Source organism: Mycobacterium sp. NPDC050441 (genome assembly GCF_040655355.1).
Taxonomy (GTDB): Bacteria; Actinomycetota; Actinomycetes; order Mycobacteriales; family Mycobacteriaceae; genus Mycobacterium.
Genome location: NZ_JBFAJS010000002.1, coordinates 42,040 through 68,377 on the forward strand (window position 1 = coordinate 42,040; position 26,338 = coordinate 68,377).

General features: G+C 67.4%; 29 protein-coding genes. 21 read left to right on the plus strand and 8 right to left on the minus strand.

Annotated features, from left to right (window positions below; translation table 11 throughout):
- Window positions 1-49: 49 nt before the first annotated feature.
- The 8 genes from AB0I14_RS05220 (at window position 50) to AB0I14_RS05255 (ending at window position 8,366) form a co-directional block, all read left to right on the plus strand.
- Window positions 50-754: an NIPSNAP family protein gene (locus AB0I14_RS05220; RefSeq protein WP_358016940.1), complete on the plus strand. Its 705-nt coding sequence runs from the start codon at window positions 50-52 to the stop codon at window positions 752-754.
- Window positions 755-761: 7 nt separating this feature from the next.
- Entirely contained in the window at window positions 762-1,991 is a 1,230-nt protein-coding gene (locus tag AB0I14_RS05225) for a cytochrome P450 (protein ID WP_358016943.1), read from the plus strand.
- Window position 1,992: 1 nt separating this feature from the next.
- Entirely contained in the window at window positions 1,993-2,961 is a 969-nt protein-coding gene (locus AB0I14_RS05230) for a zinc-binding dehydrogenase (protein ID WP_358016946.1), read from the plus strand.
- Window positions 2,958-3,770, plus strand: coding sequence for an aldolase/citrate lyase family protein (locus AB0I14_RS05235; RefSeq protein ID WP_358016949.1), 813 nt, complete (start codon window positions 2,958-2,960; stop codon window positions 3,768-3,770). The genes AB0I14_RS05230 and AB0I14_RS05235 overlap by 4 nt, the downstream gene beginning before the upstream one ends.
- Before the next feature lie 35 nt (window positions 3,771-3,805).
- Window positions 3,806-4,510 carry an SDR family oxidoreductase gene (locus AB0I14_RS05240; protein ID WP_358016952.1) on the plus strand — a complete coding sequence of 235 codons (705 nt, stop codon included), beginning with the start codon at window positions 3,806-3,808 and terminating at the stop codon, window positions 4,508-4,510.
- On the plus strand, window positions 4,492-6,024 hold the full coding sequence (locus AB0I14_RS05245; protein WP_358016955.1) for an NAD(P)/FAD-dependent oxidoreductase: 1,533 nt from the start codon (window positions 4,492-4,494) through the stop codon (window positions 6,022-6,024). The genes AB0I14_RS05240 and AB0I14_RS05245 overlap by 19 nt, the downstream gene beginning before the upstream one ends.
- A 3-nt stretch (window positions 6,025-6,027) precedes the next feature.
- The gene (locus AB0I14_RS05250; protein WP_358016958.1) at window positions 6,028-6,951 is read left to right on the plus strand and encodes an alpha/beta hydrolase; all 924 of its coding nucleotides are present in this window, start codon (window positions 6,028-6,030) and stop codon (window positions 6,949-6,951) included.
- Between the two features lie 176 nt (window positions 6,952-7,127).
- Window positions 7,128-8,366 (plus strand): MinD/ParA family protein, encoded by a 1,239-nt coding sequence (locus AB0I14_RS05255; protein WP_358016961.1) that lies wholly within the window; start codon window positions 7,128-7,130, stop codon window positions 8,364-8,366.
- An 8-nt stretch (window positions 8,367-8,374) separates the two neighbouring features.
- Here AB0I14_RS05255 and AB0I14_RS05260 read toward each other — a convergent pair whose 3' ends face one another.
- Together AB0I14_RS05260 and AB0I14_RS05265 are read right to left on the minus strand one after the other, a co-directional pair.
- Window positions 8,375-8,869, minus strand: coding sequence for an SRPBCC family protein (locus AB0I14_RS05260; RefSeq protein ID WP_358016964.1), 495 nt, complete (start codon window positions 8,867-8,869; stop codon window positions 8,375-8,377).
- A 33-nt stretch (window positions 8,870-8,902) separates the two neighbouring features.
- Window positions 8,903-9,610 (minus strand): DUF427 domain-containing protein, encoded by a 708-nt coding sequence (locus AB0I14_RS05265; protein WP_358016967.1) that lies wholly within the window; start codon window positions 9,608-9,610, stop codon window positions 8,903-8,905.
- 227 nt (window positions 9,611-9,837) lie between these two features.
- On the opposite strand from AB0I14_RS05265, the gene AB0I14_RS05270 reads away from it, so the two are divergent.
- Together AB0I14_RS05270 and AB0I14_RS05275 are read left to right on the plus strand one after the other, a co-directional pair.
- Window positions 9,838-10,422, plus strand: coding sequence for a hypothetical protein (locus AB0I14_RS05270; protein WP_358016970.1), 585 nt, complete (start codon window positions 9,838-9,840; stop codon window positions 10,420-10,422).
- The gene (locus AB0I14_RS05275; RefSeq protein ID WP_358016973.1) at window positions 10,422-11,288 is read left to right on the plus strand and encodes an acyl-CoA thioesterase domain-containing protein; all 867 of its coding nucleotides are present in this window, start codon (window positions 10,422-10,424) and stop codon (window positions 11,286-11,288) included. The genes AB0I14_RS05270 and AB0I14_RS05275 overlap by 1 nt, the downstream gene beginning before the upstream one ends.
- 22 nt (window positions 11,289-11,310) lie before the next feature.
- Here AB0I14_RS05275 and AB0I14_RS05280 read toward each other — a convergent pair whose 3' ends face one another.
- Together AB0I14_RS05280 and AB0I14_RS05285 are read right to left on the minus strand one after the other, a co-directional pair.
- A complete protein-coding gene (locus AB0I14_RS05280; RefSeq protein ID WP_358016976.1) occupies window positions 11,311-11,565 on the minus strand; it encodes a DUF2631 domain-containing protein in 255 nt (84 codons plus the stop codon).
- An 82-nt stretch (window positions 11,566-11,647) separates the two neighbouring features.
- Complete coding sequence (locus AB0I14_RS05285) at window positions 11,648-12,982, minus strand: deoxyribodipyrimidine photo-lyase (protein WP_358016979.1); 1,335 nt, start codon at window positions 12,980-12,982, stop codon at window positions 11,648-11,650.
- Window positions 12,983-13,029: 47 nt separating this feature from the next.
- Here AB0I14_RS05285 and AB0I14_RS05290 point away from each other — a divergent pair, with 47 nt between their 5' ends.
- The 3 genes from AB0I14_RS05290 (at window position 13,030) to AB0I14_RS05300 (ending at window position 15,312) form a co-directional block, all read left to right on the plus strand.
- Window positions 13,030-13,899 carry a TIGR03619 family F420-dependent LLM class oxidoreductase gene (locus AB0I14_RS05290; RefSeq protein WP_358016982.1) on the plus strand — a complete coding sequence of 290 codons (870 nt, stop codon included), beginning with the start codon at window positions 13,030-13,032 and terminating at the stop codon, window positions 13,897-13,899.
- A gap of 100 nt (window positions 13,900-13,999) precedes the next feature.
- Window positions 14,000-14,473, plus strand: coding sequence for a histidine kinase (locus AB0I14_RS05295; protein ID WP_358016985.1), 474 nt, complete (start codon window positions 14,000-14,002; stop codon window positions 14,471-14,473).
- Window positions 14,474-14,493: 20 nt separating this feature from the next.
- Window positions 14,494-15,312, plus strand: coding sequence for a DUF4097 family beta strand repeat-containing protein (locus AB0I14_RS05300; protein ID WP_358016988.1), 819 nt, complete (start codon window positions 14,494-14,496; stop codon window positions 15,310-15,312).
- Between the two features lie 75 nt (window positions 15,313-15,387).
- Here AB0I14_RS05300 and AB0I14_RS05305 read toward each other — a convergent pair whose 3' ends face one another.
- Window positions 15,388-15,840, minus strand: coding sequence for a nitroreductase family deazaflavin-dependent oxidoreductase (locus AB0I14_RS05305; protein WP_358016991.1), 453 nt, complete (start codon window positions 15,838-15,840; stop codon window positions 15,388-15,390).
- Between the two features lie 12 nt (window positions 15,841-15,852).
- Window positions 15,853-16,695 carry an NAD(P)H-binding protein gene (locus AB0I14_RS05310; RefSeq protein WP_358016994.1) on the minus strand — a complete coding sequence of 281 codons (843 nt, stop codon included), beginning with the start codon at window positions 16,693-16,695 and terminating at the stop codon, window positions 15,853-15,855.
- A gap of 93 nt (window positions 16,696-16,788) precedes the next feature.
- Between AB0I14_RS05310 and sigI the strand changes: the two genes are divergently transcribed.
- The 5 genes from sigI to AB0I14_RS05335 are packed head-to-tail and all read left to right on the plus strand — an operon-like array spanning window position 16,789 to window position 22,155.
- The gene (gene sigI, locus AB0I14_RS05315) at window positions 16,789-17,634 is read left to right on the plus strand and encodes an RNA polymerase sigma factor SigI (RefSeq protein ID WP_358016997.1); all 846 of its coding nucleotides are present in this window, start codon (window positions 16,789-16,791) and stop codon (window positions 17,632-17,634) included.
- A gap of 29 nt (window positions 17,635-17,663) precedes the next feature.
- Window positions 17,664-18,848, plus strand: coding sequence for a 1-deoxy-D-xylulose-5-phosphate reductoisomerase (gene dxr / locus AB0I14_RS05320; protein ID WP_358018963.1), 1,185 nt, complete (start codon window positions 17,664-17,666; stop codon window positions 18,846-18,848).
- Window positions 18,845-20,065: a M50 family metallopeptidase gene (locus tag AB0I14_RS05325; protein ID WP_358017004.1), complete on the plus strand. Its 1,221-nt coding sequence runs from the start codon at window positions 18,845-18,847 to the stop codon at window positions 20,063-20,065. Before dxr ends, AB0I14_RS05325 begins: the two co-directional genes overlap by 4 nt.
- Before the next feature lie 13 nt (window positions 20,066-20,078).
- Window positions 20,079-21,245, plus strand: a complete 1,167-nt coding sequence (gene ispG, locus AB0I14_RS05330) for a flavodoxin-dependent (E)-4-hydroxy-3-methylbut-2-enyl-diphosphate synthase (protein ID WP_358017007.1) — start codon at window positions 20,079-20,081, stop codon at window positions 21,243-21,245.
- Between the two features lie 55 nt (window positions 21,246-21,300).
- Window positions 21,301-22,155, plus strand: a complete 855-nt coding sequence (locus AB0I14_RS05335) for a GNAT family N-acetyltransferase (protein WP_358017010.1) — start codon at window positions 21,301-21,303, stop codon at window positions 22,153-22,155.
- Between the two features lie 18 nt (window positions 22,156-22,173).
- On the opposite strand, the gene AB0I14_RS05340 is transcribed toward AB0I14_RS05335, so the two are convergent.
- Window positions 22,174-22,734 (minus strand): peroxiredoxin-like family protein, encoded by a 561-nt coding sequence (locus tag AB0I14_RS05340; protein WP_358017013.1) that lies wholly within the window; start codon window positions 22,732-22,734, stop codon window positions 22,174-22,176.
- A 75-nt stretch (window positions 22,735-22,809) separates the two neighbouring features.
- Between AB0I14_RS05340 and AB0I14_RS05345 the strand changes: the two genes are divergently transcribed.
- From AB0I14_RS05345 to AB0I14_RS05355, 3 genes are all read left to right on the plus strand, one after another.
- Window positions 22,810-23,418, plus strand: coding sequence for a TetR/AcrR family transcriptional regulator C-terminal domain-containing protein (locus AB0I14_RS05345; RefSeq protein ID WP_358017016.1), 609 nt, complete (start codon window positions 22,810-22,812; stop codon window positions 23,416-23,418).
- A 91-nt stretch (window positions 23,419-23,509) separates the two neighbouring features.
- Complete coding sequence (locus AB0I14_RS05350; RefSeq protein ID WP_358017019.1) at window positions 23,510-25,333, plus strand: penicillin-binding transpeptidase domain-containing protein; 1,824 nt, start codon at window positions 23,510-23,512, stop codon at window positions 25,331-25,333.
- A 23-nt stretch (window positions 25,334-25,356) separates the two neighbouring features.
- Complete coding sequence (locus AB0I14_RS05355; protein WP_358017022.1) at window positions 25,357-25,944, plus strand: DUF1707 domain-containing protein; 588 nt, start codon at window positions 25,357-25,359, stop codon at window positions 25,942-25,944.
- Between the two features lie 13 nt (window positions 25,945-25,957).
- Here the strand turns inward: AB0I14_RS05355 and AB0I14_RS05360 are convergent, their stop codons facing one another.
- Window positions 25,958-26,338: a PaaI family thioesterase gene (locus AB0I14_RS05360; RefSeq protein WP_358017025.1), complete on the minus strand. Its 381-nt coding sequence runs from the start codon at window positions 26,336-26,338 to the stop codon at window positions 25,958-25,960.

Consider the following 26,338-nt stretch of genomic DNA (forward strand, 5'->3'; position numbering starts at 1 on the left):
TAAGTGTCACGCTCGCAGGGTGTCACTGTCAACCACCGGAGCGCCCTAGATGAAGAAGTTCTATGGCCACACGCTGCTGTATCTGCACGAGACCATTGACCTGGGGTCGGGTAGGACCGATCGGTTCACAGAAGTTTTCGGCGAGGTCTATCACCCGATGATGCAGGATCTCGGCGCCCGCCTGTTCTCGATCTGGGAAACCACTCCCTACAACGGGCACTGGCCGCAGGTGACGATCATCTGGGAGATCGACGCATTCGCCGACTACGCCCGGATCGGCAAGGCGCAGGCGGTCGGCGGCAGTCACGAGAAGCCCGCGCTGCAGTGGGCCGCCTACCTGTCCGAGGTCGGGGCCCGCGGTGAGGGCCGAATCATGTACGCGGGCAAGTACAACAGGACACTGGCCCAACTCGAAGAAGCGAACTTCGGTGCCGGCCTGGTGATCCAGGAGATCATGCAGACCAAGCCCGGGCGCCAGGACGACTACATCCGTGAGCTCGAGCGACTCTATGTGCCGTGGTCGGAATCGACCGGCAAGCGCTGGCTGGGCTCGTTCATCACGACGTTCCGGTTCAACGAGGTGATCCACTATTGGGCGCTCGACGACGACTGGGACTGCTTCGAAAACCATTACCCGTCCTGGAAGGGCGACCCGCCCGCGGAGATCGTCACCTGGATGAGCGTGGCTCCCGCGCTCCGCGACGGCTGGGAGGACTCCATCCTGTCGGCCTTACCGCCCTCGCCGTTGAAGTAGGCCCGCCATGAATCAACCTGTGCTGCAGGATTTCACCTACGACCCGTTCGATCCGGAAGTGATGGCCAACCCGCTGCCGTACTACCGGATCCTGCGCGACGAGTACCCGCTGTACTACATCGACAAGTGGGACACCTATGCGCTGTCCCGGTTCGACGACATCTGGCAGATGCTCGGAACCAACGACGGAACCTTCGTCGCGTCGGAGGGGACACTGCCGGCCGCGAATGTCCTGGCGCATCGCAATGACGGACCGGTACCGGATCCGCCGTCGCATCCCATGCCTTTCCACGCCAACTTCGACTCGCCGCTCTACGAGAACGTGCGGCGGTGTACCTCGGCGCAGTTCCGGCCGCGGTCGGCGGCCAAGCTGGCCGACCGGATCCGGACACTGGCCAACGAGCGCCTCGACGAGTTGCTGCCGCGAGGCACATTCGACTTGACGCAGGATTACGGCGGCATCGTCGCGGCCGCGATGGTCTGCGAATTCGTCGGATTACCAGTTGATCTCGCGCCGGAAGTACTGGCGACGGTCAACGCGGGCAGCCTCGCGCAACCCGGGGAAGGCGTCGAGGTCGGAAACGCCCGCCCGGGCTACCTGTCCTACCTCACCCCGATCATCGAGCGCCGGCGTGTCGAGGGGCATGACGGCAGCGTCCCGATCGCCGATGCCCTGATCGATTTCCGGCTGCCCGACGGCTCGGCCTTCGGCGACATGGAAGCCGCGGTGCAGATGCTCGGCGTGTTCATCGGCGGTACCGAGACCGTCCCCAAGATCACCGCGACCGGGCTCTGGCAGCTGCTGCGGCATCCAGGCCAATTGGCCGCGGTCCGTTCCGATCTCGACAGGAACGTGCCGGTCGCGCGGGAAGAGATCATCCGGCACAGTGCACCCGCGCAGTGGTTCGCCCGTACCGTCCGGCGGCCCTACACCGTCCACGGCACCACCATCGACCCCGGCCAACGCGTCATCACCCTGTTGGCCTCGGCGGCCCGCGACGAACGGGAGTACGACAATCCGGACGACTTCGTATGGAACCGGCCCATCGAACGGCTGTTGTCGTTCGGCCATGGACAGCACTTCTGCCTCGGCGTCCACGTCGCCCGGCTGGAGATCACCATCATGATCCAGGAATTTCTCAAACGCGTGCCCGACTACCGCATCGACGAGGCTGCGGCATCCCGGCCGCCGTCGAGCTTCCAGTGGGGCTGGAACAACATTCCCGTGGAGGTGTGACGTGTGGACTTACCGGCTCGTCGCTCCGTATACGTTTGAGCGGCAAGAGGTCTCAGAGCCATCGGCAGAATCCCTGACCGACGGGCAGGTGTTGCTCGACTTCCTGGCCGCCGGGATCTGCGGCAGCGACCTCCCCGGATTCCGCGGCACCCAGGGCAAGTTGCCCGGTGACACCGGACCCTGTGCGGCGGAGATGATCGGCTTCCCGATCCACGAGATCGTCGGTGAGGTACTGGCCAGCCGCCATCCGGACCACGCACCGGGGGACCGGGTGGTCGGTTGGGCGTCGGGTTTCGACGGTCTGATGGGCCGCGTGGTCGCCGACGGCGCCGGGCTGGTGTCCTACGACCCGACGCTGTCCCCGCAGCTGGCTGTCGGCCTGCAGCCGCTGGCGTGCGTGCTCTACGCCATGGAACAGTTACCCGACGTCACGGGCCGCCACGTCGCGGTCATCGGGCAGGGTTCGATCGGGCTGCTGTTCTCCTACGTGGCAAAGGCTTTCGGCGCCGCGCAGGTGACGGGTGTCGATCCGGTGGACCGCTCCTCGGTGAGGACACAGTTCGGCGTCGATACCCCGGTCCGGGCCACGAGCGACCGCTGGGTGCGGCATCTGGCGGGCACCGGTAAGCCTGAGATCGTCATCGAGACCGTGGGGCATCAGGTCGCCACGCTCAACCACGCTTTGGAAGCCGCCGCGTTCGGAGGCACGGTGTTCTACTTCGGCGTGCCCGATGACGACAGCTACCCGATCAGCATGCGCACCATGCTCCGCAACAACCTCACGCTGAAATCCGGTGTCACCCTGGACCGTCAGCGCGTGCTACGCCGGGCCGACGAGTTCGCCCGCGCGCATCCCGACCTGTTGGAAAGCTATGTGACCCACACCTTCGGTTCGGACGACGTGCAGGCGGCATTCGACTTCGCGTGCCGCCCGGTGCCCGAACGCGTCAAGATCGCGATCACCCGATGAGCCCCAGCCGACTTCAGGACGCGCTGGCCGCCAATGCCCAGGTCTGGGGTGGCTGGGTGGTCGGGCCCACGATCCTCGGTCCCGAGGAGTTCGCCGCGGCCGGCTACCACTACGTCGGATTCGACGTGCAGCACGGATATCTCGACGACGCCGACGTGGCCCTGCTGCTGCGCCGGCTCGAGCATGTGCCGATCGCGACCGCGGTGCGGCTGCCGTCGGCCGATCCCGCACCGATCGGCCGGGTGCTCGACGCGGGTGCCGACGCGGTGATCATCGCCATGGTGGAATCGGCCGAACAGGCCGCCGCAGCGGTGGCGGCCACCCGGTATGCGCCGGCCGGGGTGCGCAGCTTCGGGCCGTTGCGGGCCGCCCTTGGACACGACACCGCAGAGCTGGAGGCCCGGGTGAGCGTGTTCGCGATGATCGAGACGGCGCGGGGCCTGGCCGCGGCCGAGGAGATCTGTGCGGTGCCGGGACTCACCGGGATTTACGTCGGCCCGGCCGACCTGGCCATCTCCATGGGATATCGGCTTTCCGACGCCTGGACACACCCCGAGGTGCGGGCGGCGATGGTCGTGATCCGAACTGCCGCCCAGGCGGCCGGCCTGGTCATCGGAATCCATGCCGGGGCAGGCAAACTCGGAAAGACCGCGGCAGCGCTGGGCTTCCAGATGATCACGCTGGCCTCGGAATCACAGGCACTACGCCGCGGTGCCACCGAGCACCTCAACGAAGCAACAGGAAATGCCGGTGGCCCATCCGCAACAGGGGAGGCCGCGACCGGCACCGAACGAGGAGGCTACAACTGAACGCAGGAGCAGGGCCGGGGAGCCGTGCCGCATTGGTGACCGGGGCCGCCCGCGGCCAGGGTGCGGCGATTGTCCGTCGACTGGTGGCCGACGGCTACCGGGTGACCGCGGCCGATCTTCTGATCGACGAACTATCCTCCAACACAGCCGAGTTCGGTGACAACGTGCTGGCTGTCGGGTTGGACGTGACCTCGGCCGAGCAGTGGCAGGCGGCGGTGCAGGCCACCGTCGGACGGTTCGGTGGGCTCAACGCGTTGGTCAACAACGCCGGGGTGCTGCACCGGGCGTCGATCGCCGAGGAAACGCCGGCCGGTTTCGAAGGCTCCTGGCGGGTCAACTGTCTGGGCCCGTTCCTGGGATTGCAGGCGGCCCTCGAGCCGCTGCGGCAGGCCGAGGGTGCTGCCGTGGTGAACACCTGCAGCACCGGTGCGGTCCGCCCGTTCCCGCACCACGCCGCGTACGGGTCATCCAAGTGGGCACTGCGCGGGCTCACCCAGCTGGCAGCGGCCGAGCTGGGCCGCGACGGGATCCGGGTCAACGCGGTGTTCCCCGGACCGGTCGAGACACCGATGCTCGACGAGTCGACCCGGGCCCGGCTGGTGGACCGGGCGACGCTGGGCCGCCTGGGCAAGCCGACCGAAATCGCCGATGCGGTGGCGTTTCTGCTGTCGGACCAGGCGGCGTTCATCACCGGTTCCGAGCTCCTTGTCGACGGCGGCCAATGTCTGCAGATCGGATAGGTCGAATGTCGAGTTCACCCTCGGTGGGGATCATCGGGGCCGGTCCGGGTGGACTGGCGCTCGGAATCTTCCTGAAAAAGGCCGGTTTCGACGATTTCATCATCTTTGACCGCGAAGACGGGGTCGGCGGGACCTGGCGGATCAACACCTACCCGGGTCTGGCCTGTGACGTGAAGTCGCACCTGTACTCGTATTCGTTCGAGCTCAATGCCGACTGGAGCCGGCTGTGGGCGGGGCAACCGGAGATCCTGGAGTACTTCGAGCGGTGCGCCGAGCGCTATCGGTTGGGTCCGCATCTACACCTGAACACCGAGATCACCTCGGCGCGGTGGGACGCCGATGACAACAGCTGGGTGCTGACCACGGGGTCGGGTGTGCAGCACCGATTCGACATCGTGGTGTCGGCGATCGGCCTGTTCACCCAACCGCTGCAACCGGACCTGCCGGCTGAGGAGCCGTTCACCGGCACCGTCATGCACACCGCGAACTGGGATCACAGCGTCGCGCTCGACGGCGCCAGGGTGGCCGTGCTCGGCACCGGATCGACTGCCTCCCAAGTAGTTCCGGAAATGGCGAAAGTTGCCGAGAAGGTGTACTCGGTGCAACGCTCGGCGACCTGGGTGCTGCCCAAACCCGACCGCCCCTACACCGAGCGGGAACGCTGGCTGTTCGCCCATGTGCCGTTCGCGAAGAAGGCCTACCGAACCCGGCTGTGGCTGCGCAGTGAGTCCAACATCGCGGTCATCGAGAACGGCAGCGACAAGACGCAGCAGTTCAAGGCGCTGGCGCTCAACCTCCTCGAATCGACCGTGGCCGACGAGGAATTACGGGCCCAACTGACCCCGGACCATCCACTCGGGTGCAAGCGGCTGGTGTTCTCGCCCGATTTCATCGCCACCCTGACGAGATCCAACGTCGAGGTGGTGTCCAGTCCGGCCCGCGCGCTGCGGGCCCGATCGCTGGTCACCGAGGACGGTCGGGTACTCGACGTCGATGTGGTGGTGTGCGCCACCGGCTATGCGGCCGCCGATTACCTCGGGCAGATCGAGGTGACCGGCGAAGGCGGGGTGTCGCTGCACGACACGTGGCGTGACGGGGCATTCGCCTACCTGGGAATGACGGTGCCCGGCTTCCCGAACTTCTTCATGCTCTACGGGCCCAACACCAACGTCGGCTCCAACAGCGTCATCTTCATCCTGGAGGCGCAGGCCCGCTACGTGGTGCGGGCACTGAAACACCTTCGGCGCAAAAGTAAGTCATATGTGGCGGTGCGTCCCAGTGCGATGGCCGCATTTCTCGCCGACATCGACAGGTGGATGCAGGGCACAGTGTGGCTGACCCGGTGCAGCAGTTATTTCCGGGCGCCCAGCGGCCGGGTGGTCACCCAATGGCCGCGCAGCGCCCGAGTCTTCTGGTCGATGACCCGCCGGTTCCGGGCGGCGGACTACACTTTCGAACCGCCCACCAACTACCCGGCCCCGGTCACCGCGGCCGCCGATCGGACGGACGGCTGAGCCATGGCCTGGCTGGAGCGCCTCGACCCCGCGTTGCAAGGGTTTGCCGAGGCCCGGACCGATCTGACCACTGAGCAGCTGGGCGTTGTGCGTACCTCGCTGGATCAGCGTCGCCGCGATGCCGCGCAGGTCCTGGACACGCCGGGGGTAGAGATCGTCGGGGCCCGCGTCGCACTCGGACGGCGCACCATCCCGGTGCGGATCTATCGGGGTGGGCCGTCGCCGTCACCCGCGGTGGTCTACTGCCATTCCGGTGGTTTCGTCCTGGGCAACCTCGACACCGACCAGATCCAATGCGTGGAATTGGCGCGGCGGGCCCGATGCACGGTGATCGCGATGGACTACCGGTTGGCGCCCGAGTACCCGTATCCGGCCGGGTTCGACGACGCGATGGTGGTGCTCAACTGGGCGGCCACGCTGGCCGGCGAACTCGACATCGACGCGGGCCGCATCGCAGTGGCCGGCAGCAGCGCAGGCGGCGCGCTGGCCGCACTGCTGGCGCAGCACGCCGCGGCCGGCTCGGCACCGCCGGTCGTGTTCCAGGCACTGCACCAGCCGGTACTCGACGACCGTCCCACCCGGTCCAAGCAGGAGTTCTCCGACACCCCGGGCTTCGACGGCCCGGCGACCGTAGCGATGTGGCGGCACTACGCGGGCGGCAGGGACGTTCCGGAGGCGGCCGTGCCCGCCCGGGCCGCGACCCTGACCGGTGTGGCGCCGGCACTGATCACGTGTTCGGAACTCGATCCGCTGCGCGACGAGGCACTCGACTACGCGCGCAGGTTGTTGACCGAGGGCGTTGCCACCGAACTGCATCTGTTTCCCGGGACGTGCCATGGATTCGATTCGTTGCTTCCCGAGTGGGAGGTCAGCCAGCAACTTTTCGCATTACAGGGCGCGGCGCTGCGCCGTGCGCTGCATGGATGATGCGGTAGCTGGTCAGCTCGGCGGTGGTTGTGATCGACGTTGTGGGCAATAATGCAGGTCTGTTCTATCCGGATCTCGCATGCACAAATCGGTGCGACCGGTGCGACGATGGCTCCGGCACGCCCGAAGGGTCAACCCGGGCACGTCGGGAGCGAGTGAGCGATTGAGAGGTAACTATGTCGGCCGACGACGACCGGCTCATGTACTCCGGGGACGCCAAACACGCCAGGGAACCTCTGGCATACGGCGGACTTGACGCCTTGCTGGGCGGACCGGTCGCGGCGCTGCCGAACGGGCGGTCCCGCCACGGCGATGCCAGGGTATCGACTCCTCCTATCGTTTTGACCTCGAATTTCGCCGCCCCACGCGAAGCGGAGATCACCACCAAGCTCCCGCCGGTTCCTGGCCGCCCGATCAGCGGGTCGTCCTCAGCCGGGAGCTGGATCCTGGAACAGCCGCTCCCGGCCGCCGCTCCCGGCGAGCCGCGCGCCATCGACAATCTCTCCCGCGTCGGCGTGCGCTCCTCGGTCAAGATGCAGCCACGACGCGGCTGGCGGCGGGCGGTCTACGTCACCACCCGCCTCAACCTCGGGCTTTCCCGCGACGAACTGTACGAACTGGATCTCTACGCCAGGGTGCGCCGCACGGCGCGCGAATCCCACCAGATCGGTGTCTTCGGCCTGAAGGGTGGCGTGGGCAAGACCACCGTCACCGTGGCGCTCGGATCGGTGCTGAGTGCCGTTCGGGGCGATCGGATTCTGGCCCTCGACGCCGACCCGGCCGGGGGCAACCTGGCCGACCGCGTCGGACGGCAGTCTGCGGCGACGGTGAGCGATCTCCTGGCCGCCAAGGACCTGTCGCGTTACAACGATGTGCGCGCCTACACCAGCATGAACGAGTCGAAGCTCGAGGTGCTGTCCAGCGATGAGTACAGCGGCGCCAGCCGGGCCTTCAACGACGCGGACTGGAACGCGGCGACCGCCGCGGTCTCCAAGCACTACAACCTGGTGCTGGCCGACTGCGCGGCCGACATGTTCGCCCCGGCGGGCCGCGGTGTGCTGTCGACGGTTTCGAGCGCGGTCATCGTGGCCAGCGCCTCGATCGATGGTGCCCGCCAGGCAGCGGTGACGATGGACTGGCTGCGGCACAACGGCTACCAGGATCTGCTGAACCGCTCCTGCGTCGTGGTCAACCATGTCGGGCCCCGCAAACCCAACGTGAACACCGGTGACCTTGTGCATCAGTTCCAGAAGCATGTCGCCCCGGGCCGCGTGTTCGTGTTGCCGTGGGACAAGCACATCGCCGCGGGTACCGAGATCCATTTCGACCTGCTGCGGCCCGCATTCCGGCGACGCACACTGCAGCTGGCGGCTGCGCTGTCCGACGATTTCGAGGGCGGTGCGGCGCTAGCCTGATGCGCGGCTCAGCCGCGGTCGCTTGATTCGTGGCTCAGCGCCAGCTCCCGAGCCACCGCGGCGTGATAGGCATCGATGTTGGCCGGATTGACCACGCGGAACAGCGCATCCGGCAGCGGGGCATCCTTGTAGGCCTCGATGGTCATCGTGCGGCTGAACAGCGTGATGTCGTTGCCCGGGCGGGTGAACTGATACTGGACGGTGATGCGGCCTTCCTTACCGCCGTTGCCGTCACCATCGTGGCCGAGCCGGCCAACCGAGTTGAACACCCACATTCGCGGTCGCATGGCGATCGCCAGGTGCCAGGTGTAGATCTGCGTACCATCGGGTCCGGCCTCGGTCCAGGTGTCGCCGACCTCCAGCGGCAGCCGGTCGGGTAATCCGCCGACGTGTGCGCTGCCCGGGTAGGTCTTCACCCAATTCGCCGGGTTGGTGACGAAGTCGTAGACCTCCTCCGCGGATTGCGTGAACGCCGTTTCGGAACTGGTGGTCACGATGCCCAATGCTGTTCGCCTTCCTCGGTATTCCAGATGTGGTCAGAGCTCGCAGCCGCACGTCGCCGACGTCCCGGACGAGGGGAGTTCGGCGAGCATGTCTGCGCGCGTGTCGTCGAAGCTGAGGAATCCCTGGATGGGCAGGGACTCCGGTGGGGTGTCGGGGTAACTCCACGCCACGTCGGTGATGACGGTGTCGCCGACGACTGCCGACCAGTAGGTGGCGGTGCCCTTGTAGTTGCAGTACGACGTGGTCGGGCTGGGTTGCAGGAGATCGGTGCGGACCCGGGCGGGGTCCACGTACAGCCGCGGTTCCAAAGCTGTCTCGAAGACGATCACCGTGTCGTCGGTGTCGACCAGTACGGTCTCGGCGGCCGTCACCCGCAGACCGCGGCGGGTCGGCCGGCAGTCGACCCGGTGGTAGGGGTTCGGCGGGTAGTGGACGAGCTTGCGGCCCTCTTCGAACCATGTGTCGACGGCGTCCCAGGGCACCGCCACGTATCCCGGTGCCTCGGCTACCGGCGCCTGCGGAAGGCCGCCGACCTCATCGCCGGGAAACGCATAACTGAGTGGGTGACCGGCGCGGTGCACCATCACAGCGTGTTCGGTGTCGAGTACGGCGACGTCGCCGCGGAAAGCTTGAATACGGCGCGGGTGCGGTTCCACGTAGACCGTGCCGGCAGCGAGCGGGGGTGTGAACCAACCGGCCGGTTGTGTACTGAACGGACCCCGCCCTGCAACGAGACTCATTGCGGCACCTCCATTTTGGCTGACTTGCTGGACGCGGGCGCGTCTACGTGACGCAGCGGTGGCCTTTCGCGCGGTCGATAGTTGCGTCAAGATAGAAGCTTTACAGATTCTCTTGAGAATGTCACGCTGTTGAGTGAGGCGGGCCACCCCGCAACACCTCCGTCGAGAGTGTCGGCCGATCAGCCCTTTGGACCCGGATTGGATGCCCTATGTCCCTACAGTCAGGAATGTCCGCACAGTTGTCCGGAGCGCACGGCAATGTGCTCGGCACGGTTTCTCTTATGGGCCCGCTCGCCCGGCCGCGGGTGCAAACCGAGAAGGCCATGCAGTACGAACTCAACGTGGTGGCCGTCGACGTCGCCGGCATGGTGTCGGGCATCGGCGGATGGCTGTTCGACCGGGCGATGGCGGGCTGGCGCGTCAGCGTCGCCGCCGACGACTGCGCAGACGAGCGTGCACTGCGGATCCTCGGGGTGAAAGCCGTTGGCCTGAACGGCCTGTGGCGGTCGGCCGGGGCGGATACGGTGGCGATGACGGCGATCGACACCGATCGCTTCGAATCCGGTGACCATGGGCTCACCGTGCACAACCCCGGTGCCGACGTGATCTTTTTCGGGGCGCACGGCCCCGATGGACTCGGCGGGGCCGTGGACCGCGTGCAGTACCGGCCGAGCGCGGCGGCACTGGCGTTCAAGGCCCACGCGTTGGCGGTGGCCGGGGCGGATCCGGGGTCGGTTGGGCGGGTGGAGGCGCTGTTCCGGGGTGGGCGGTCCGCGGGCCTGCTCGACGCCGACCTGGTGCCGGTGTGTTGATGCCGGAACAGGCGTCGGTCGCCGGCCTGCTCGAGCTGTTCGATGTGACGCAAGTCGGGCCGGACCGGTTCGTCGGCGTCACCGGACCGGCCGGAACCGACGGCAGGCAGGTGGCCAAAGGTGCGCAAGCGCTGGGCCAGGCCATCGTCGCAGTGGCAAAGCGATTTCCGGACAAGTTGATTCGTTCAGCGCATGCGGTCTTCACCAAGCCGGTCGGAATCGACTCCAGTGTGGAGCTTTCGGTCAATGTGGTGCACGAGGGCCGTTCGACGGCGACAGCGGTGGTGGCCGTCGCCCAGAATGCACGGCTGTGCGCGACCGTGACGGTCCTGGCCGATGTGCCGGCGGGCGACGTCGTCTGTCACCACGCATTGCGGCCCGACGTCGAAACGCCCGATGATGCCAACCCGGCCGGACGGGCCATGGTCGGCCACGAGTTGCGCCTCGTCGACGTGGTCGACGTCAACAGCCCCGAGGAGGTGGGGCCGCCCGAACTCTATGCCTGGCTGCGCTACGACCCCATCCCCGAACGTGACGACCTCGCCAAGGCACTGCTGGCGTACTTCACCGGGCAACTCGGCATCTCGACCACCATGCGGCCACATCGCGGGGTCGGTACAGCGCAGGCGCACGCCACGGTGTCCACGGCGGTGCTGTCGACGTCGGTCAGCTTTCACGAAGCCGTGGAGTGGGATGGCTGGCTGCTCTACAGCCACGAGAGCACCGCGGCCGGACAGGGGATGTCATATGTCCGCGGTCAGGTGCACACCGAGGACGGCGAGCTGCTGGCGTCATTCGCTCAGGAGGGGCTGATCCGTCCGATGCGAACGATGGACACGACGATCGCCGTGTCGGCCCGGTTGTAGGGCCGACGGGTGGGATGTGCGGCTAGCGGATCCAGCCGCGGCGACGCATCCAGATGTTGCGGAACACGGCCAGGAAGATGAACGCCGCGAACGTGATGAGGAACCAGTTCTCGACGTGTCCGATGTGGTTGCCGTGCATCATGACCAGCAGGAAGATCGCGGACAGGATGCCGCCGATGTGGATCACCTTGATGTTCAGATCCGACCAGCCCCACGCTGCGGACGGCACTTCCTCGACGTCGACGCCGTTGTTGCGCTCCACTTCGGTGCTGGCCACGGTTGCTCCTCCGGATCGAACTGGCTTCTGGCTTGCGCACATTCTGGCATACGACGCTGTGTCGTACGCCAGCCCTGGGGGTTCAACCCAGGCGCCGGTACCTCCGCAGCGCCTCCTGCCGCTCCTCGGTGTGGTCGACGATCGGTTCCGGATACGACCTCGGCCGACCGGCACCGAGTTTGTGCACACTCACGACATCGGCCAACTCCGGGATCCAGCGTCGGATGTAGTCGCCATCGGGGTCGAACTTGGCGCCCTGCAGGTCCGGATTGAAAACGCGGAAGTAGGGTGCGGCGTCGGTGCCGCAACCGGCCGCCCACTGCCACCCGTGTTGGTTGTTGGCCAGATCGCCGTCGATCAACTGGTCGAGAAACCAGCGCGCCCCCCATTGCCACGGCAGATGCAGGTCCTTGACGAGGAACGAGGCCACGATCATGCGCACCCGGTTGTGCATGAACCCGGTCGAGGCGAGCTGACGCATCCCGGCATCGACGATCGGGAAGCCGGTCCGGCCGTCCTTCCACGCCTCGAATGCCTGCTGGGCCGCCTCGTCGTCGTCCACTTCGATCGCGTCGAAATCGCGGTTCCAGTTTTGCCACGCACTGTGGGGCCAGTGGTGCAGCACCGCGGCATAAAAATCGCGGAAGGCCAGCTCCCGCAAGTAGGCCTCATCGCCGGAGGCGAGGTCGACGGCCATGGTGCGTGGGTGGATGGCGCCGAACTTGAGGTGCGCCGACATCCGGCTGGTGGCGTCGAGGTCGGGGCGGTCGCGCCGGGCCGGGTAGTCGGCCAATTCCTCCGCCACGAATTCCCGCCACTGCGACCACGCCGCGTGTTCGCCCACTTCGAACTTCAGTTCATCTGTGACAGAAGGTATTTCGACGCGTCCACAGGCGTCGCCGGGTATGTTCGCGGGGTCGATCCAGCGCGCGGAATCGGGCCCGGAATCCGCAGGAGTTGCCCAGCCGTGCCGGCGCCAGGCGCGGAAGAACGGCGTGAAGACCCGATACGGTGCTCCATCCGACTTGGTTATCTCCCCGGGCGACACCAGATAGCCCGATCCTGTTGCGCACAGGGCGATCTCGCCGAGGGCCGCCTGGACCGTGTCATCGCGACGCCGACCGAACGGCGAGTGGTCCTGCGAGACGTGCACCGAGGTGGCGCCGATGGCCCGGGCGAGCGCCGGAATCCGCTGCTCGGGTCGGCCGCGAGTCACCAGCAGATTTCCGTCGAGGTTGTCGGACAACTCGCGCAACGTCCGGTACAGGTACTGCAGGCGACGCGCACCCGAGGATGCCTCCAGGCGCGGATCGAGCACGTAGCAGGCCAGTACCTCGCCGGCTTGTTGTGCGGCCTCCAGCAGGGCGGGATGGTCGTGGCACCGCAGGTCTCGCCGAAACCAGAGCAGCGTGGGCATGTGTCCATGCTGCCCATGAGCACACCGGAATACACGGAAGGTCGCAGATGCAGTTTTGGAGCGGTACGGCATTCATGGACACCACCGACGCGCTGGCGGTGGCGCCGTTGCTCGATGAGGCCGGCTACCACGGCATGGTGTGCTCGGATCACATGATCTACCCGCGTGAACTGTCCTCGCCCTACCCGGATTCATCGACCGGTAAGCCGCCGTGGGGGCCCGAGACCGGCTGGCCGGACTCCTGGGTTCTGATCGGTGCGATGGCTGCCCTCACCCGCCGGCTGCGCTTCTCCAACGCCATCTACGTGGCACCGGCGCGTCCGTTGCTTGAGGTTGCCAAGCAGGTGGCGACGGCCGCGGTGATCTCCGGTGGGCGGGTGTCCCTCGGCGTGGGCGTCGGCTGGATGAGGGAGGAGTTCGAGCTCCTTGGCCAGGATTTCGACACTCGCGGGAAACGGCTCGACGAGATGATCCCGGCCCTGCGCGAACTGTGGCGGGGCGGCTGGGTGTCGTACGAAGGGCACTACTACTCGGTTCCCGAGATGATGATCGAACCGCACCCGCCTGCGCCGGTGCCGATCCTGTGCGGCGGTGAATCCGAGACGGCGCTGCGGCGCGCGGCCCGCACGTGCGACGGCTGGATCGGCTACGCGTACACCCTGGAGCAGGCCGCCCGCTACACCGCCCGGCTGGCCGAACTTCGCCGCGAATATGGGCGCGAGCACGAGCCGTTCGACATCATCCTGGCGCTGCTGGATCCGCCCTCGCCGGATCTGTACCGGCGGGCCGAGGATCTCGGCATCACCGCGGTGATGTGTGCGCCCTGGCTCTCGATGCCCAACGGCGCCACCGGCGTCGACCGGTTCCGGGGTCCCATCGAGCGGTTCGCGGAAACCGTCATCGCGAAGGTGTCATAGCCGCTCATCGTGGGTCTGGCGATGGCGCAGAGTTCATCCGCCTGAGCGCAGCGTCAACATGATGCTTGAAATGACGTCAAAATGATGTCACCATGACACCATGGATTTACAACCGTACGTCGACGGTGTCCGGCACGAACTCGGTGTGGCTGCGGAGGCGGGTGGGTCCGAAGCCGAGGCGCTGGCCCAGCGACTGACCGCGCCGCTGGAATCCGCGCTGCGTCTGGCCCTGCTGGAGGCCCTTTCCGAGGCCGCCGAGCAGATCACGCGTGAACTCGCCCCCGGATCCGTCCATGTCCGGCTCAACGGGCGTGACCCCGAGTTCACGGTCCAGCCCGCGGAGGCCGACGCTCCCGCGCCGCCCGTCGTGGACGTCCCCGACGACGGCGACGGCGGTACCTGGCGCGTGTCACTACGACTCCCGGAGAGCCTGCGCGCCGGGGTGGAAGGCGCCGCCCGACGCGACGGTGTGTCGGTGAACGCCTGGCTGGTGCGTTCCGTTGCGGCAGCCCTCGGTGGAGCCGGGAGCCAGACCCGATTTACAGGAAAAAGCTTCAGCGGCTGGGTCCGCTGAACCGATCGAAGGAGAAACCGATGAGCACGTTCCGCACCCCTGAACCCATCACCGCCGTCGTCGAGGTGGTGGCCGGTGCCGTGCACCTGGCGGCTACCGGCCGTGACGACACCGTCGTCGACATCAGGCCGCGTGACCCCGAACGACCGTCCGATGTACGGGCGGCCGAGCAGGCGCGCATCGATTTCCACGACGGCACGCTCGTGGTGACGACGGGCCGAAAGGTGCTGTCACTGGGACGCGGGGGAGCGGTCTGCGTCGACATCGCCCTGCCCGCGCGCTCACGCCTCGACCTTTCCTCGGCATCGGCCGATGTCACCGCGGACGGCGTCTACTCGGATTGCCGATTCGCCTCGGCCAGCGGCGCGATCCGGGTGGCGACCGTCGCGGGAAACATCAAGGCGGACACCGCATCCGGAGATGTAACAGTCGGTGATCTGGCGGGTAATGCACGGATCGCCACAGCGTCCGGCGAGGCGGCGATCGATCGTCTCGACGGGGACATCAAGTTCCAGGCGGCCAGCGGCAGCCTCACCGTCGGGACGATGCGCGGTCACGTCAAGCATCAGACCGCGTCGGGTTCTGTCACGGTCACTGCCGCGGTCAGCGGTGCGCTGAGCGCGCAAACCGGCAGCGGTGACGTCGAAGTCGGCATCCCGGAGGGCACCGCAGCACGGCTCGAACTCAAGACCCACTCCGGCACCGTCGACAACGGATTGCAGTCCTCGGACGGCCCGGTCGACGGCGACCAGACATTCAAGCTGCAGGCCCGCACCGGTTCCGGCGACATCTCGATCCGCCGCGCCGTCGGCCCGGTCTCCGCGGGCCGATCCTCTTAGCCGGCCAGGTGCCCGCCGTGCCAAGCTCTGTGCCGCGGATCACTGCTCGATGGTGACTGCAATCCGCGGCGCAAGCTAGGCCGGATCGAACCGGAACACCGTCAAACGCCCTGCCAGTGCCTCGAATTCGTCGGGTGTGCCGTCGGCCACCAGGCCGCTGCGCTTGGCAAAGCCGACACCGACCGGAACCTTGACCGCGAACGCTCGCAGCACCGGACGCGACTGGTCCGGCGTGAGTTCGACGATCCTGACCATCCGTGACCGTCGGCCCCGGGTCAGGGTTCCGGTATCGGCAGCACGGGCATTGGCCGCCCAGTCGGAGCTGGGGTAGCCCGCCACCGTGTAGAGCCCGCCGTTGTGGTCGAACGGTGTCATCGGAGTACTGCGGGGTTTGCCCGTCTTGCGGCCCGGAACGGTCAGCACCATCGCCGGCCCGGTCGGGATGCCGAGGCGCTGCACGGCCATCATGAACTTGTTCATCGGCTTCAGCCAACGCGGTGGGTGCGGATCGGTCGCGTGTTCTGACATGTCTTGTCCTCCTCAGCTATTGGCGAAAAGTTCACCGTTGTCGGCTACCCAATCGGCGAACGGCGTGGCCGGCCGGCCGAGAATCTTGTCCACCTCATGGGTGACCAGCGCGGGCCGTTCGACCGTGTCGGCCAACAGGCCCATGTAGGCATCGGCGAACGCGGCCGGAAAGCCCAGGTCGACGAACCGCTGCCGCACCACGTCGGTGGGCACCTCGCGGTAGTGCAGCGGCCGTCCCAGTACCCGCCCGATGGTGGCCACCAGTTCGGTGTTGGTCAGCGCCTGCGGCCCGGTCATCGGGATACGTTGTCCGACAAGGTCGTCGGTCAGCAGAGCGACCGCGGCGACCGCGGAGATGTCGGCGTCGACGATCACCGCGGTCGAAGCGCTCGCATAAGGACCATTCACCACATCGCCGGCCCGGATCTGCGCCGACCACATGCCGGCGAAGTTGGACGCGAACACCGTGGGGCGCAGGCTGACCCACTCCAGTCCGGAGGCCACGGCCAGCTGCTCGACTTCGCGGTTGCGGTCCCCGCGCACGCGTGACGGTTGCCGGGAGTCGTCGTCATCGGCGTTGATCGCCGACAACGCGACAAGGCGGTGCACCCCGGCGGTGCGGGCCAGTTCGACCGTTGCGGCCAGTTCCTGCCCCAGCGCCCGGGAATTGAGGAAGACCGCCGATGCGCCTGCCATACCGTCGGCAGCAGATGGCACCGCTTCGACACCGGGCGGGAACCCGGCGGCTTCAGGATTGCGGGTGACGGCGCGTACGCGGGCACCGGCATGGACGAGTTCGGAGACGAGCGGGCGGCCGACATTGCCGGTTGCGCCCGTGACGAGAATTGTGTTCATGCGATCAAGGACGGGGCGGCCGTCCAAAAAGTTACAACGGAAGTCGGATCGAGGATCCGGTAACTTTCCGGACCCCGGATTCGTCGTAAACACATGAACGGATCTGTTGGTCTCGAGGCGGCGTGGCGCGACCACCACCCATATCTGGTCAACCTCGCCTACCGGATGCTGGGCGACATCGGCGATGCCGAGGACGTCGCGCAGGAGGCGTTTCTGCGGCTGGCCCGTACCGATCGGGAACAGCTCGACGATGTCCGGGCGTGGCTGACCGTGGTGGCCGGCCGCCTGTCGCTGGATGTCCTGCGGTCCGCCCGGGCCCGATTCGAACGCCCCGACGGCTCGGCCGTGTTGGACACCACCGCGGCTGTCGGCTCCGACCCGGCAGACCGCGTCACGCTCGACGACCAGGTCGGCTCGGCGCTCCTGGCGGTGCTCACCCGGCTCAGTCCCGGCGAGCGCGTCGCGTTCGTATTGCACGACATCTTCCGGATCCCGTTCGACGACGTCGCCGACACAGTGGGACGCCCGGTCGGAACGTGCCGCCAGCTGGCGCGTCGGGCCCGGACGAAGGTGACCGGCGCCGCGCCGACGCTGGGCGAGGTCAGCGCCGACGAGCACCGACAGGTGACCGATGCGTTCATCACCGCGTGCGCCAACGGCGACGTGGAGGCGCTGGCCTCGGTGCTCGACCCGAGTGTCTGGGGTGTCGGCACGGTGCTCACCGCCCCGGCCCTGCGTCAGGTCAACCACGGCCGCCAGGACGTCGCGACAAACCTGCTCCGCTACCTCGGGCCGGGGGCGACGGTGGTGTGCGCGGCCGAGCCTGTGCTGCTGGCGTACGACCGGCGCCGGCTGTTCGCAGTCGTGGTACTGACCATCCGCGACGGGCTGGTGCTCAAGATCGAGGCCACCGCCGACCCGTCGGCCCGGACGCATTAGGGGCCCCGGTCACAGCGCGGCACAATGGACTGGTGAGCGATTCCCCAGCGCGACAGCGCGTGCTGATCCTCGGCAGTACCGGATCGATCGGCACCCAGGCGCTCGACGTCATCGCGGCCAATCCGGACCGGTTCGAGGTCGTCGGGCTGGCGGCCGGTGGGGGCAACCCCGACCTGCTCGCCGCCCAGCGCGCCGCGACCGGCGTCACGAACATCGCGGTAGCCGATGCGGCCGCCGCGGACAAGATCGGCGACGTGACCTATGCCGGGCCCGACGCGGTCACCCGGTTGGTCGAGAACACCGAGGCCGATGTGGTGCTCAACGCGCTGGTCGGGGCACTGGGCCTGGCGCCTACGCTGGCCGCCCTGGCCACCGGCGCGCGCCTGGCCCTGGCCAACAAGGAGTCACTGGTCGCCGGTGGGCCGCTGGTGCTCAAGGCCGCCGCCCCCGGGCAGATCGTTCCGGTGGATTCCGAACATTCCGCGATGGCCCAGTGCCTGCGCGGCGGCACCGCCGACGAGGTCGCCAAGATCGTGCTCACCGCGTCCGGCGGGCCGTTCCTCGGATGGTCGGCCGCTGACCTCGAATCGGTCACCCCGGAGCAGGCCGGCAAGCATCCGACCTGGTCGATGGGCCCGATGAACACGCTGAACTCGGCGACCCTGATCAACAAGGGCCTGGAGTTGATCGAAACCCATCTCCTGTTCGGTATCGACTACGACTGCATCGAGGTCGTGGTGCATCCGCAGTCGATCGTGCACTCGATGGCCACCTTCACCGACGGCTCGACGCTGGCTCAGGCCAGCCCGCCGGACATGAAACTGCCGATCGCGCTGGCGCTGGGCTGGCCCGGGCGGGTTGCCGGCGCGGCCCTGGCCTGTGACTTCAGCACCGCCTCGACCTGGGAATTTCTACCGCTGGACAACGAGGTGTTCCCCGCGGTGAATCTGGCGCGGGCGGCCGGAACGCGCGGCGGCTGCCTGACCGCGGTCTACAACGCGGCCAATGAAGAAGCGGCCGAAGCGTTCCTTTCGGACCGGATCCCGTTCCCGGCGATCGTCGACACCGTCGGTGCCGTGTTGCACGCTGCCGACCAGTGGGCTGCCGAACCCGCTACCGTGGAAGAAGTACTCGACGCGCAGCGCTGGGCCAAGGAGACGGCTCGGCGCATCGTTGAGGAGAAATCCATGAGAAAAGGGCTCGTCACCAAATGATGTTCGTTATCGGCATCGCGCTGTTCGCGCTGGCCATCCTGGTTTCGGTGGCACTGCACGAATGCGGGCACATGTGGGTAGCGCGCGCCACCGGGATGAAGGTGCGTCGCTACTTCGTGGGCTTCGGCCCGACGCTGTGGTCGACGCGGCGCCCCAACAAGTTGGGGGAGACCGAGTACGGCATCAAGGCCATCCCGCTGGGGGGCTTTTGCGACATCGCCGGCATGACGTCGGTCGATGAGATCGCACCCGAAGACCGGCCGTATGCGATGTACAAGCAGAAGGTGTGGAAGCGCGTCGCGGTGTTGTTCGCCGGGCCTGGGATGAACTTCATCATCGGGCTGGTGCTCCTCTACGCCATCGCGATCACCTGGGGCCTGCCCAACATCACTGCGCCGACCACCGCCATCGTTGGCGAAACCGGTTGTGTTGCAGCACAAGTGAGTCTCGACAAGATGGGTGAGTGCGCGGGTCCCGGGCCTGCTGCTCTGGCCGGCATCCAGGCCGGCGACGAAATCGTCAAGGTCGGCGACACCAAGGTCTCCGATTTCAGCCAGATGGCTGCTGCGATCCGCAAGCTCAACGGCCCGGTGACCATCGAGCTCAAACGTGACGGCCAGACCATCACAAAGGTCGTTGACGTCACCCAGACGCAGCGGTTCACCAGCGCGGACGCCAAGGCGCCCGCCACCGTCGGCGCGATCGGCGTCAGCGCGGTCGAGGTCAAGCCGCCCACCCCGTACAGCCCGATCGCCGGGGTGCCGGCGACGGCTTCGTTCACCGGGGACATGGTCGTCTTGTTGGGCAAGTCGCTGGCCAAGATCCCCACCAAGATCGGTGCCCTGGTGGAGGCCATCGGCGGCGGTGAGCGCGACAAGGAAACGCCGATCAGCGTCGTCGGCGCAAGCATCATCGGCGGCGAGACCGTCGAGGCCGGGTTGTGGGTGGCGTTTTGGTTCTTCCTGGCGCAGTTGAACTTTGTGCTCGGTGCGATCAATCTGGTACCGCTGCTACCGTTCGACGGCGGCCACATCGCGGTGGCGACGTACGAGAAACTCCGCAACATGTTCCGTGCGGCCCGCGGCAAAGCCGCCGCAGGCCCGGTCAACTACCTCAAGCTCATGCCGGCCACGTACCTGGTGTTGGCGGTCGTCCTCGGCTACACGTTGCTGACCGTAACGGCCGACCTGGTCAACCCACTCAGCATCTTCCAGTAGGAGATCCCACAACATGACGTCCATCGGTTTGGGAATGCCCGCACCCCCGGCGCCGACCCTGGCGCCGCGGCGCAAGACCCGTCAGCTCATGGTGGGTGACGTCGGTATCGGCAGCGAGCACCCGATCGCGGTGCAGTCCATGTGCACCACCAAGACTCACGATGTCAACTCGACGCTGCAGCAGATCGCCGAGCTGACCGCTTCCGGCTGCGACATCGTGCGGGTGGCCTGCCCCCGGCAGGAGGACGCCGATGCGCTCGCCGAGATCGCGCGGCACAGCCAGATCCCGGTGATCGCCGACATCCACTTCCAGCCCAAGTACATCTTCGCCGCGATCGACGCCGGTTGCGCGGCCGTGCGCGTCAACCCCGGCAACATCAAAGAGTTCGACGGCCGGGTCAAAGAGGTGGCCAAGGCCGCCGGCGACGCGGGCATCCCGATCCGCATCGGCGTCAATGCCGGCTCGCTGGATCCACGGTTGATGCAGAAGTACGGCAAGGCCACCCCCGAGGCTCTGGTCGAATCCGCGCTGTGGGAGGCGTCGCTGTTCGAGGAGCACGGCTACGGCGACATCAAGATCAGCGTCAAGCACAACGATCCGGTGATCATGGTCGAGGCGTACCGCCAGCTCGCCGCCCAGTGCGACTACCCCCTGCACCTCGGTGTCACCGAAGCCGGCCCGGCCTTCCAGGGCACCATCAAGTCCGCGGTGGCGTTCGGCGCATTGCTGTCGCAGGGCATCGGCGACACCATCCGGGTGTCCCTGTCGGCGCCGCCGGCCGAAGAGGTCAAGGTCGGCAATCAGATCCTGGAGTCGCTGAACCTGCGACCGCGTGGCCTGGAGATCGTGTCCTGCCCGTCCTGCGGACGGGCGCAGGTCGACGTGTACACGCTGGCCAATGCGGTGAGTGCGGGCCTGGACGGGCTCGACGTCCCGCTGCGGGTCGCCGTGATGGGCTGTGTGGTCAACGGTCCGGGTGAGGCCCGCGAGGCCGACCTCGGCGTTGCCTCGGGCAACGGCAAGGGGCAGATCTTCGTCAAGGGTGAGGTCATCAAGACCGTGCCCGAGGCGCAGATCGTCGAGACACTGATCGAAGAGGCCATGCGCCTGGCTGCCGAAACAAGCCCGGACGGCGGGTCCGATCATCCGAGCGGTTCGCCAGTGGTGACCGTAAGCTGATAGCGACCCTGTGAGCGGGGTCACCCAGCCTTGGCTTGAGCAGAGGGAATCGCCAATGTCGGCACCGCCGCTGTTCCGACTCGTCGACGAGCGACGAGTTTCCGTGGTGCGTGACGCCACCCCCTGTCTGCCGGTGTTCGACGAGGACCCGGTGGGGTCGTGCATGGTTGCCGCGCGCGTCGCCGAGTTCGGTGTCGAACACGGCGCGATCGGCGGGGAACTGTGGACGCGACGCGGTGTCACTGAGTCGCTGTGCTACGCCGGGCCCAATCTGATCCCGCTGCGCGGTGACGCCGAGGACCTCAAGGCGTTCTCGGACAAGGCGATGAGCACCGCGCGGCGCTGCTCGTCTGTGGTCGGCCGTGCCGAACTCGTGTTGCCGATGTGGCGGCGGCTGGAATCGGTGTGGGGTACCGCCCGTGACGTCCGTGAGCAACAGCCATTGATGGCGCTGAACTCGATGCCGCACTGCATGATCGACCCGGCGGTCCGCCCGGTGCGAATGGAGGAGCTCGACACCTACCTGGTGGCTGCGATCGACATGTTCATCGGCGAGGTCGGTGTCGACCCGCGACTCGGGGACGGCGGCCGTGGTTACCGTCGCCGCATTGCCGGCCTGATCGCCGCGGGACGGGCGTGGGCCCGGTTCGAGCACGGCGAGGTGGTGTTCAAGGCCGAGGTCGGGTCGCAGTCGCCCACGGTCGGCCAGATCCAGGGGGTGTGGGTGCATCCGGAGTGGCGCGGCCACGGGCTCGGCACCTCGGGGACAGCGTCGCTGGCGGCCGCCGTGGTGGCCTCGGGCCGCATCGCGAGCCTGTACGTCAACAGCTACAACACGGTGGCCCGGGCAACGTACGCCCGCATCGGATTCGAGCAGGTCGGCACGTTCGCCACCATCTTGCTGGACTGAGCGCTGTCGGCTCTGGCGTCACCGCCGTGCGGCGGCGGCCCGTGCCAGCAGGTCGTCGACCGACCATTGATCGTCGGCGTGTGCACCGTACTTGGCCGCGAGCACCACGCCGTCCGGTGCGATCAGGAAATCCGCGGGTAGTCCGAGCCGCCCGCCGGCCTGTCTGCCGGCCGGGGCGCGGAATCGCCCACACAGGGTCAGCACGCCGCCCCGGATGATGGCCGGCCAGCTGCGGGGGTCGAGCAGGGCTCGGGGGCTGGATTCGACGCCGAACTTCCGGTAGACGTCCTTGTCCGGATCGGCGACGGTGGCGAACGGCAGATCCGCTGTGTGCGCGGCCAATTCGGGGGCGGGGGAGTGGAAGAAGGCCACCTCACGAATACCGGCGGCGTCGATCTCCGCATGCCGGGCGGCGAAGGACTGCAGGTGCAGATTGCAGATCGGACAACCCGCGAAGCGCCGGAACTGCAGGTGGACCAGACCCCGTGGATCAGGCACCGAGATGTGTTCGCCTGTGACACTGAGGAATTGGTACTGGCCGATGGTCCTGGGGGCATTGGGCGGGGTGGATGCGGTCACGGCTCCTCCTTGTTGGCGTGCGGCGTACGCCTACGCTATGAGGCTATAACCGTACGATGTACGCTGTCAATCGCCATGCCTCGTCCACGTTCACTCAGTCAAACCCAGGTCGCCGCAGCCGCGCTGGCGGTCGTCGATGGCGACGGTCTGGCGGGGTTGTCGATGCGCGCGGTCGCTCGTCAACTCGGCATGGGCACGATGTCGCTGTACCGGTACGTCGCCGATCGTGACGAGCTCGAAGCGATGGTGGTGGACCATGTGCTCGACGGGGTCGATCCCGGGTTGCCTCGTGGATCGGCGCGACACCAGCTCGCCGAACTCGCTGAGCGTGTGCGCCTCGCGGCCGCACGGCATCCCGCGGTGGTGCCGCTGATACTCACACACCGGCACCGCTCGCCGGCGTCGTTGCGCTGGGGTGAATCCGTGCTCGGTGTGCTCACCGCCGCCGGATATGACGGCAAGCGGCGGGTCTATGCGTTCCGGGCGCTGCTCGCCTACATTTTCGGAGCGCTCGAGATCGAGATGCTGGGAAGCCTGGCCGGGCCGGGCACTCAGGCGCTGGCGAGTTTGCCGGCGAGCGAGTATCCGTTGTTGGCGCAGACCGCGGCGGTGGCCGGTGGCATGCCACCCGATGAGGAGTTCCGGCGCGGCCTGGAAATCCTGCTGAGTGCCCTGGACGCCTGAAGCGGGCAACCGGTCGGTCTCACCACAGTCTCGGTTCGGTATCGGTGCGCCTCCGACGAAACAGGCGTCCACGTTTCTAACATCAGCCTCAATGGCAACTCAAACATCATCAGTCACACGGACCGCGGGCCTGTTGACGGTCATCGCGGTCCTCGGGGCAACGGCGCTCAGTGGCTGCACCCCGCGGCCCGACGGGCCCGAGCCCGCCGCCGAACAGTTCTTCGCGGCACTGGCCACTGGTGACACCGCGGCTGCCGCGGCGCTGGCCGACCGGCCCGACGATGCCAAGACCGCCCTCGGTGAAGCGTGGAGCGGTTTGCAGGCCACCGGACTGGACGCACAGATCGTGGGTTCGAAGTACGCCGGAGACACCGGCAGCGTTACCTACCGCTACACCTGGCACCTGCCGAAGAACCGCACGTGGACCTACGACGGACAGCTCAACATGATCCGCGAGGAGGGCCGGTGGGAGGTGCGCTGGAGTGCCACCGGACTGCACCCGAGGCTGGGTGAGCACCAGACCTTCGCGCTGCGGGCCGACGCACCGCGACGGGCATCGGTCAACGAGCGTGGCGGTACCGATGTGCTGGTCCCCGGCTACATATACGCCTACGGACTGGATGCCAGGGCGGCCGGTTCCGCGCTGATGCCGACGGCCCGGGCGGTCGCCGACGCGCTGCGGGGCTTCGATCCTGCCCTGGGCGATCCCCAGCGACTCGCCGAGCAGGCCAGCGCGTCGGCCCAGCCGATGGGCCTGATCACGCTGAGGCAAGCCGACAACGACCGGATCGCGCCCGCCATCGGCCGGCTGCCCGGCGTCGTCGTCACCCCGCAGCCCGAAATGTTGCCCACGGACGAAACTTTCGCGCCGGCGATCGTCAACGAGGTCAAGAAGTCGGTGGCCGACCAACTCGACGGGCAGCCGGGCTGGCGGGTGGTCACGGTCAACCAGAACGGTGTAGACGTCGACGTGCTCAACGAGGTGGCGGGCGATCCGGCACCGTCGATCACCATCAGCCTGGACCGCGCCGTGCAGGTCGCCGCGCAGAACGCGGTCAACACCACGGGCAAGCAGGCGATGATCGTCGCGATCAAACCGTCCACCGGCGAGATCCTGGCGGTCGCGCAGAACGGGGCCGCCGACGCCGCCGGACCGCTCGCGACCATGGGGCAGTTCCCGCCCGGTTCGACCTTCAAGATGATCACCGCGGGAGCGGCTATCGAGCGCGACATGGCAACGCCCAACACACTTTTGGGGTGCCCCGGCATGCTCGACATCGGGCACCGGACCGTCACCAACTACGACGCGTTCGATCTCGGTACGGTGCCGATGTCACGGGCGTTCGCCAATTCGTGCAACACCACCTTCGGTGAACTGGCCAGCCGGATGCCTCCGCGCGGTCTCACCCAGGCCGCCGCCCGTTACGGCATCGGCACCGACTACCAGGTGGACGGGATCAACACGCTGACCGGTTCGGTGCCGCCGACGGTGGACCTGGCCGAGCGCACCGAGGATGGCTTCGGCCAGGGCAAGGTGCTGGTCAGCCCGTTCGGCATGGCGCTGGCGGCCGCGACGGTCGCGGCGGGCAGGACTCCGGTGCCGCAACTCATCGAGGGGCGCCAGACCATGGTCGACCGCGCGGGTACCCCGATCAGCCCGAAGATGATCGACGGATTGCGGCCGATGATGCGACTGGTGGTGACCAATGGCACGGCCAAGGACCTCAACGGACTCGGGGATGTGCGCGGCAAGACCGGTGAAGCCGAGTTCATGGGTGGCTCGCACTCCTGGTTCGCCGGATACCGCGGGGACATGGCGTTTGCGGCGCTGATCGTCGGCGGCGGCAGTTCGGAGTACGCGGTGCGGATGTGCAAGACCATGTTCGATGGCCTGCCCCCGTCCTACCTGGCCTGATCGGCGGTACCGTTGAACCTGCCATGACAGGGATCAATGAACAATCCGTGGACCTGCGCGTCTCCGATGCCGATCGCAACGGGACGATGCGGCGGCTGCACAACGCCGTCGCGCTCGGACTGATCGACATCGCCGAGTTCGAGGAGCGCTCGGCGATGGTGTCGCACGCCCGGCTTCATTCGGACCTCGATGCCTTGGTGGGCGACCTGCCCGGTCCAGGAGCGATCGTCACCACCGCCACCGACCGCGTCGAGTTGCGTGGTGTGCTCGGCTCGCTGAAACGCCAGGGTGAATGGACGGTGCCGACCCGGCTGGCCCTGGTGCGCCGGATGGGTTCGGTCGAGCTGGACCTGACCCGGGCCCGGTTCGCCGGTCCGATGGTGGTCATCGAGCTGGATATGAAATTCGGGTCTGTGGAGATCCGGCTGCCCGAAGGGGCCAGCGCGTCGATCGACGATGTCGAGGTGATCGTGGGCAGCGCCGACGATCACCGCCGCGACGCACCGGCCGACGGCACCCCGCACATCATTCTCACCGGCAAAGTGGTGTGCGGTTCGGTGGATATCCGTGGGCCGCGCCGGAACTGGAAGCTGACGCTCCGCCGGTCCTGATCTGCCGCGCTGTTCAACGCGGCTCAAGCACCGCGAACGTCAGCGTGGCCCGGGCGGCGAGCCGATCGCGGGTGATGTCGGTGACATCAACCGACGTCACGATCAGCCGTTTGCCGGCCCGCACTACCTTCGCCTCCGCGCGGGCCGTGCCCATGATCGGGGCCAGGAAGTGGATGTTGAGGTCGGCGGTCGTCACGTCATAACCGACACCGCTGGCATTGCCGGCCAGCATGCCTGCCGCGATGTCGATCAGGGTGGCCACCAGCCCGCCCTGCAGGGCGCCGCGCACGTTGGCGAGGTCGGGCCGGTTGTCCATCTCCAGCACCAGCCGGTCGGCGGTCGACTCCACCTCGCGGTAGTCCAGTAGTTGCAGCACATGAACGGTTTCGGTCAT

Excerpts from the sequence above, each read along its gene's own strand:
- AB0I14_RS05325 (WP_358017004.1), top strand. The coding sequence starts at position 18,845 with ATGATGTTCGTTATCGGCATCGCGCTGTTCGCGCTGGCCATCCTGGTT.
- AB0I14_RS05355 (WP_358017022.1), top strand. The coding sequence starts at position 25,357 with ATGACAGGGATCAATGAACAATCCGTGGACCTGCGCGTCTCCGATGCC.
- AB0I14_RS05225 (WP_358016943.1), top strand. The coding sequence starts at position 762 with ATGAATCAACCTGTGCTGCAGGATTTCACCTACGACCCGTTCGATCCG.
- AB0I14_RS05295 (WP_358016985.1), top strand. The coding sequence starts at position 14,000 with ATGGATTTACAACCGTACGTCGACGGTGTCCGGCACGAACTCGGTGTG.
- AB0I14_RS05305 (WP_358016991.1), bottom strand. The coding sequence starts at position 15,840 with ATGTCAGAACACGCGACCGATCCGCACCCACCGCGTTGGCTGAAGCCG.
- sigI (WP_358016997.1), top strand. The coding sequence starts at position 16,789 with ATGAACGGATCTGTTGGTCTCGAGGCGGCGTGGCGCGACCACCACCCA.
- AB0I14_RS05300 (WP_358016988.1), top strand. The coding sequence starts at position 14,494 with ATGAGCACGTTCCGCACCCCTGAACCCATCACCGCCGTCGTCGAGGTG.
- AB0I14_RS05335 (WP_358017010.1), top strand. The coding sequence starts at position 21,301 with ATGTCGGCACCGCCGCTGTTCCGACTCGTCGACGAGCGACGAGTTTCC.
- AB0I14_RS05275 (WP_358016973.1), top strand. The coding sequence starts at position 10,422 with ATGCCGGAACAGGCGTCGGTCGCCGGCCTGCTCGAGCTGTTCGATGTG.
- AB0I14_RS05235 (WP_358016949.1), top strand. The coding sequence starts at position 2,958 with ATGAGCCCCAGCCGACTTCAGGACGCGCTGGCCGCCAATGCCCAGGTC.
- AB0I14_RS05250 (WP_358016958.1), top strand. The coding sequence starts at position 6,028 with ATGGCCTGGCTGGAGCGCCTCGACCCCGCGTTGCAAGGGTTTGCCGAG.
- AB0I14_RS05255 (WP_358016961.1), top strand. The coding sequence starts at position 7,128 with ATGTCGGCCGACGACGACCGGCTCATGTACTCCGGGGACGCCAAACAC.
- AB0I14_RS05310 (WP_358016994.1), bottom strand. The coding sequence starts at position 16,695 with ATGAACACAATTCTCGTCACGGGCGCAACCGGCAATGTCGGCCGCCCG.
- ispG (WP_358017007.1), top strand. The coding sequence starts at position 20,079 with ATGACGTCCATCGGTTTGGGAATGCCCGCACCCCCGGCGCCGACCCTG.
- AB0I14_RS05285 (WP_358016979.1), bottom strand. The coding sequence starts at position 12,982 with ATGCCCACGCTGCTCTGGTTTCGGCGAGACCTGCGGTGCCACGACCAT.
- AB0I14_RS05265 (WP_358016967.1), bottom strand. The coding sequence starts at position 9,610 with ATGAGTCTCGTTGCAGGGCGGGGTCCGTTCAGTACACAACCGGCCGGT.
- AB0I14_RS05350 (WP_358017019.1), top strand. The coding sequence starts at position 23,510 with ATGGCAACTCAAACATCATCAGTCACACGGACCGCGGGCCTGTTGACG.
- AB0I14_RS05290 (WP_358016982.1), top strand. The coding sequence starts at position 13,030 with ATGCAGTTTTGGAGCGGTACGGCATTCATGGACACCACCGACGCGCTG.
- AB0I14_RS05270 (WP_358016970.1), top strand. The coding sequence starts at position 9,838 with ATGTCCGCACAGTTGTCCGGAGCGCACGGCAATGTGCTCGGCACGGTT.
- AB0I14_RS05345 (WP_358017016.1), top strand. The coding sequence starts at position 22,810 with ATGCCTCGTCCACGTTCACTCAGTCAAACCCAGGTCGCCGCAGCCGCG.
- AB0I14_RS05360 (WP_358017025.1), bottom strand. The coding sequence starts at position 26,338 with ATGACCGAAACCGTTCATGTGCTGCAACTACTGGACTACCGCGAGGTG.
- AB0I14_RS05245 (WP_358016955.1), top strand. The coding sequence starts at position 4,492 with ATGTCTGCAGATCGGATAGGTCGAATGTCGAGTTCACCCTCGGTGGGG.
- AB0I14_RS05220 (WP_358016940.1), top strand. The coding sequence starts at position 50 with ATGAAGAAGTTCTATGGCCACACGCTGCTGTATCTGCACGAGACCATT.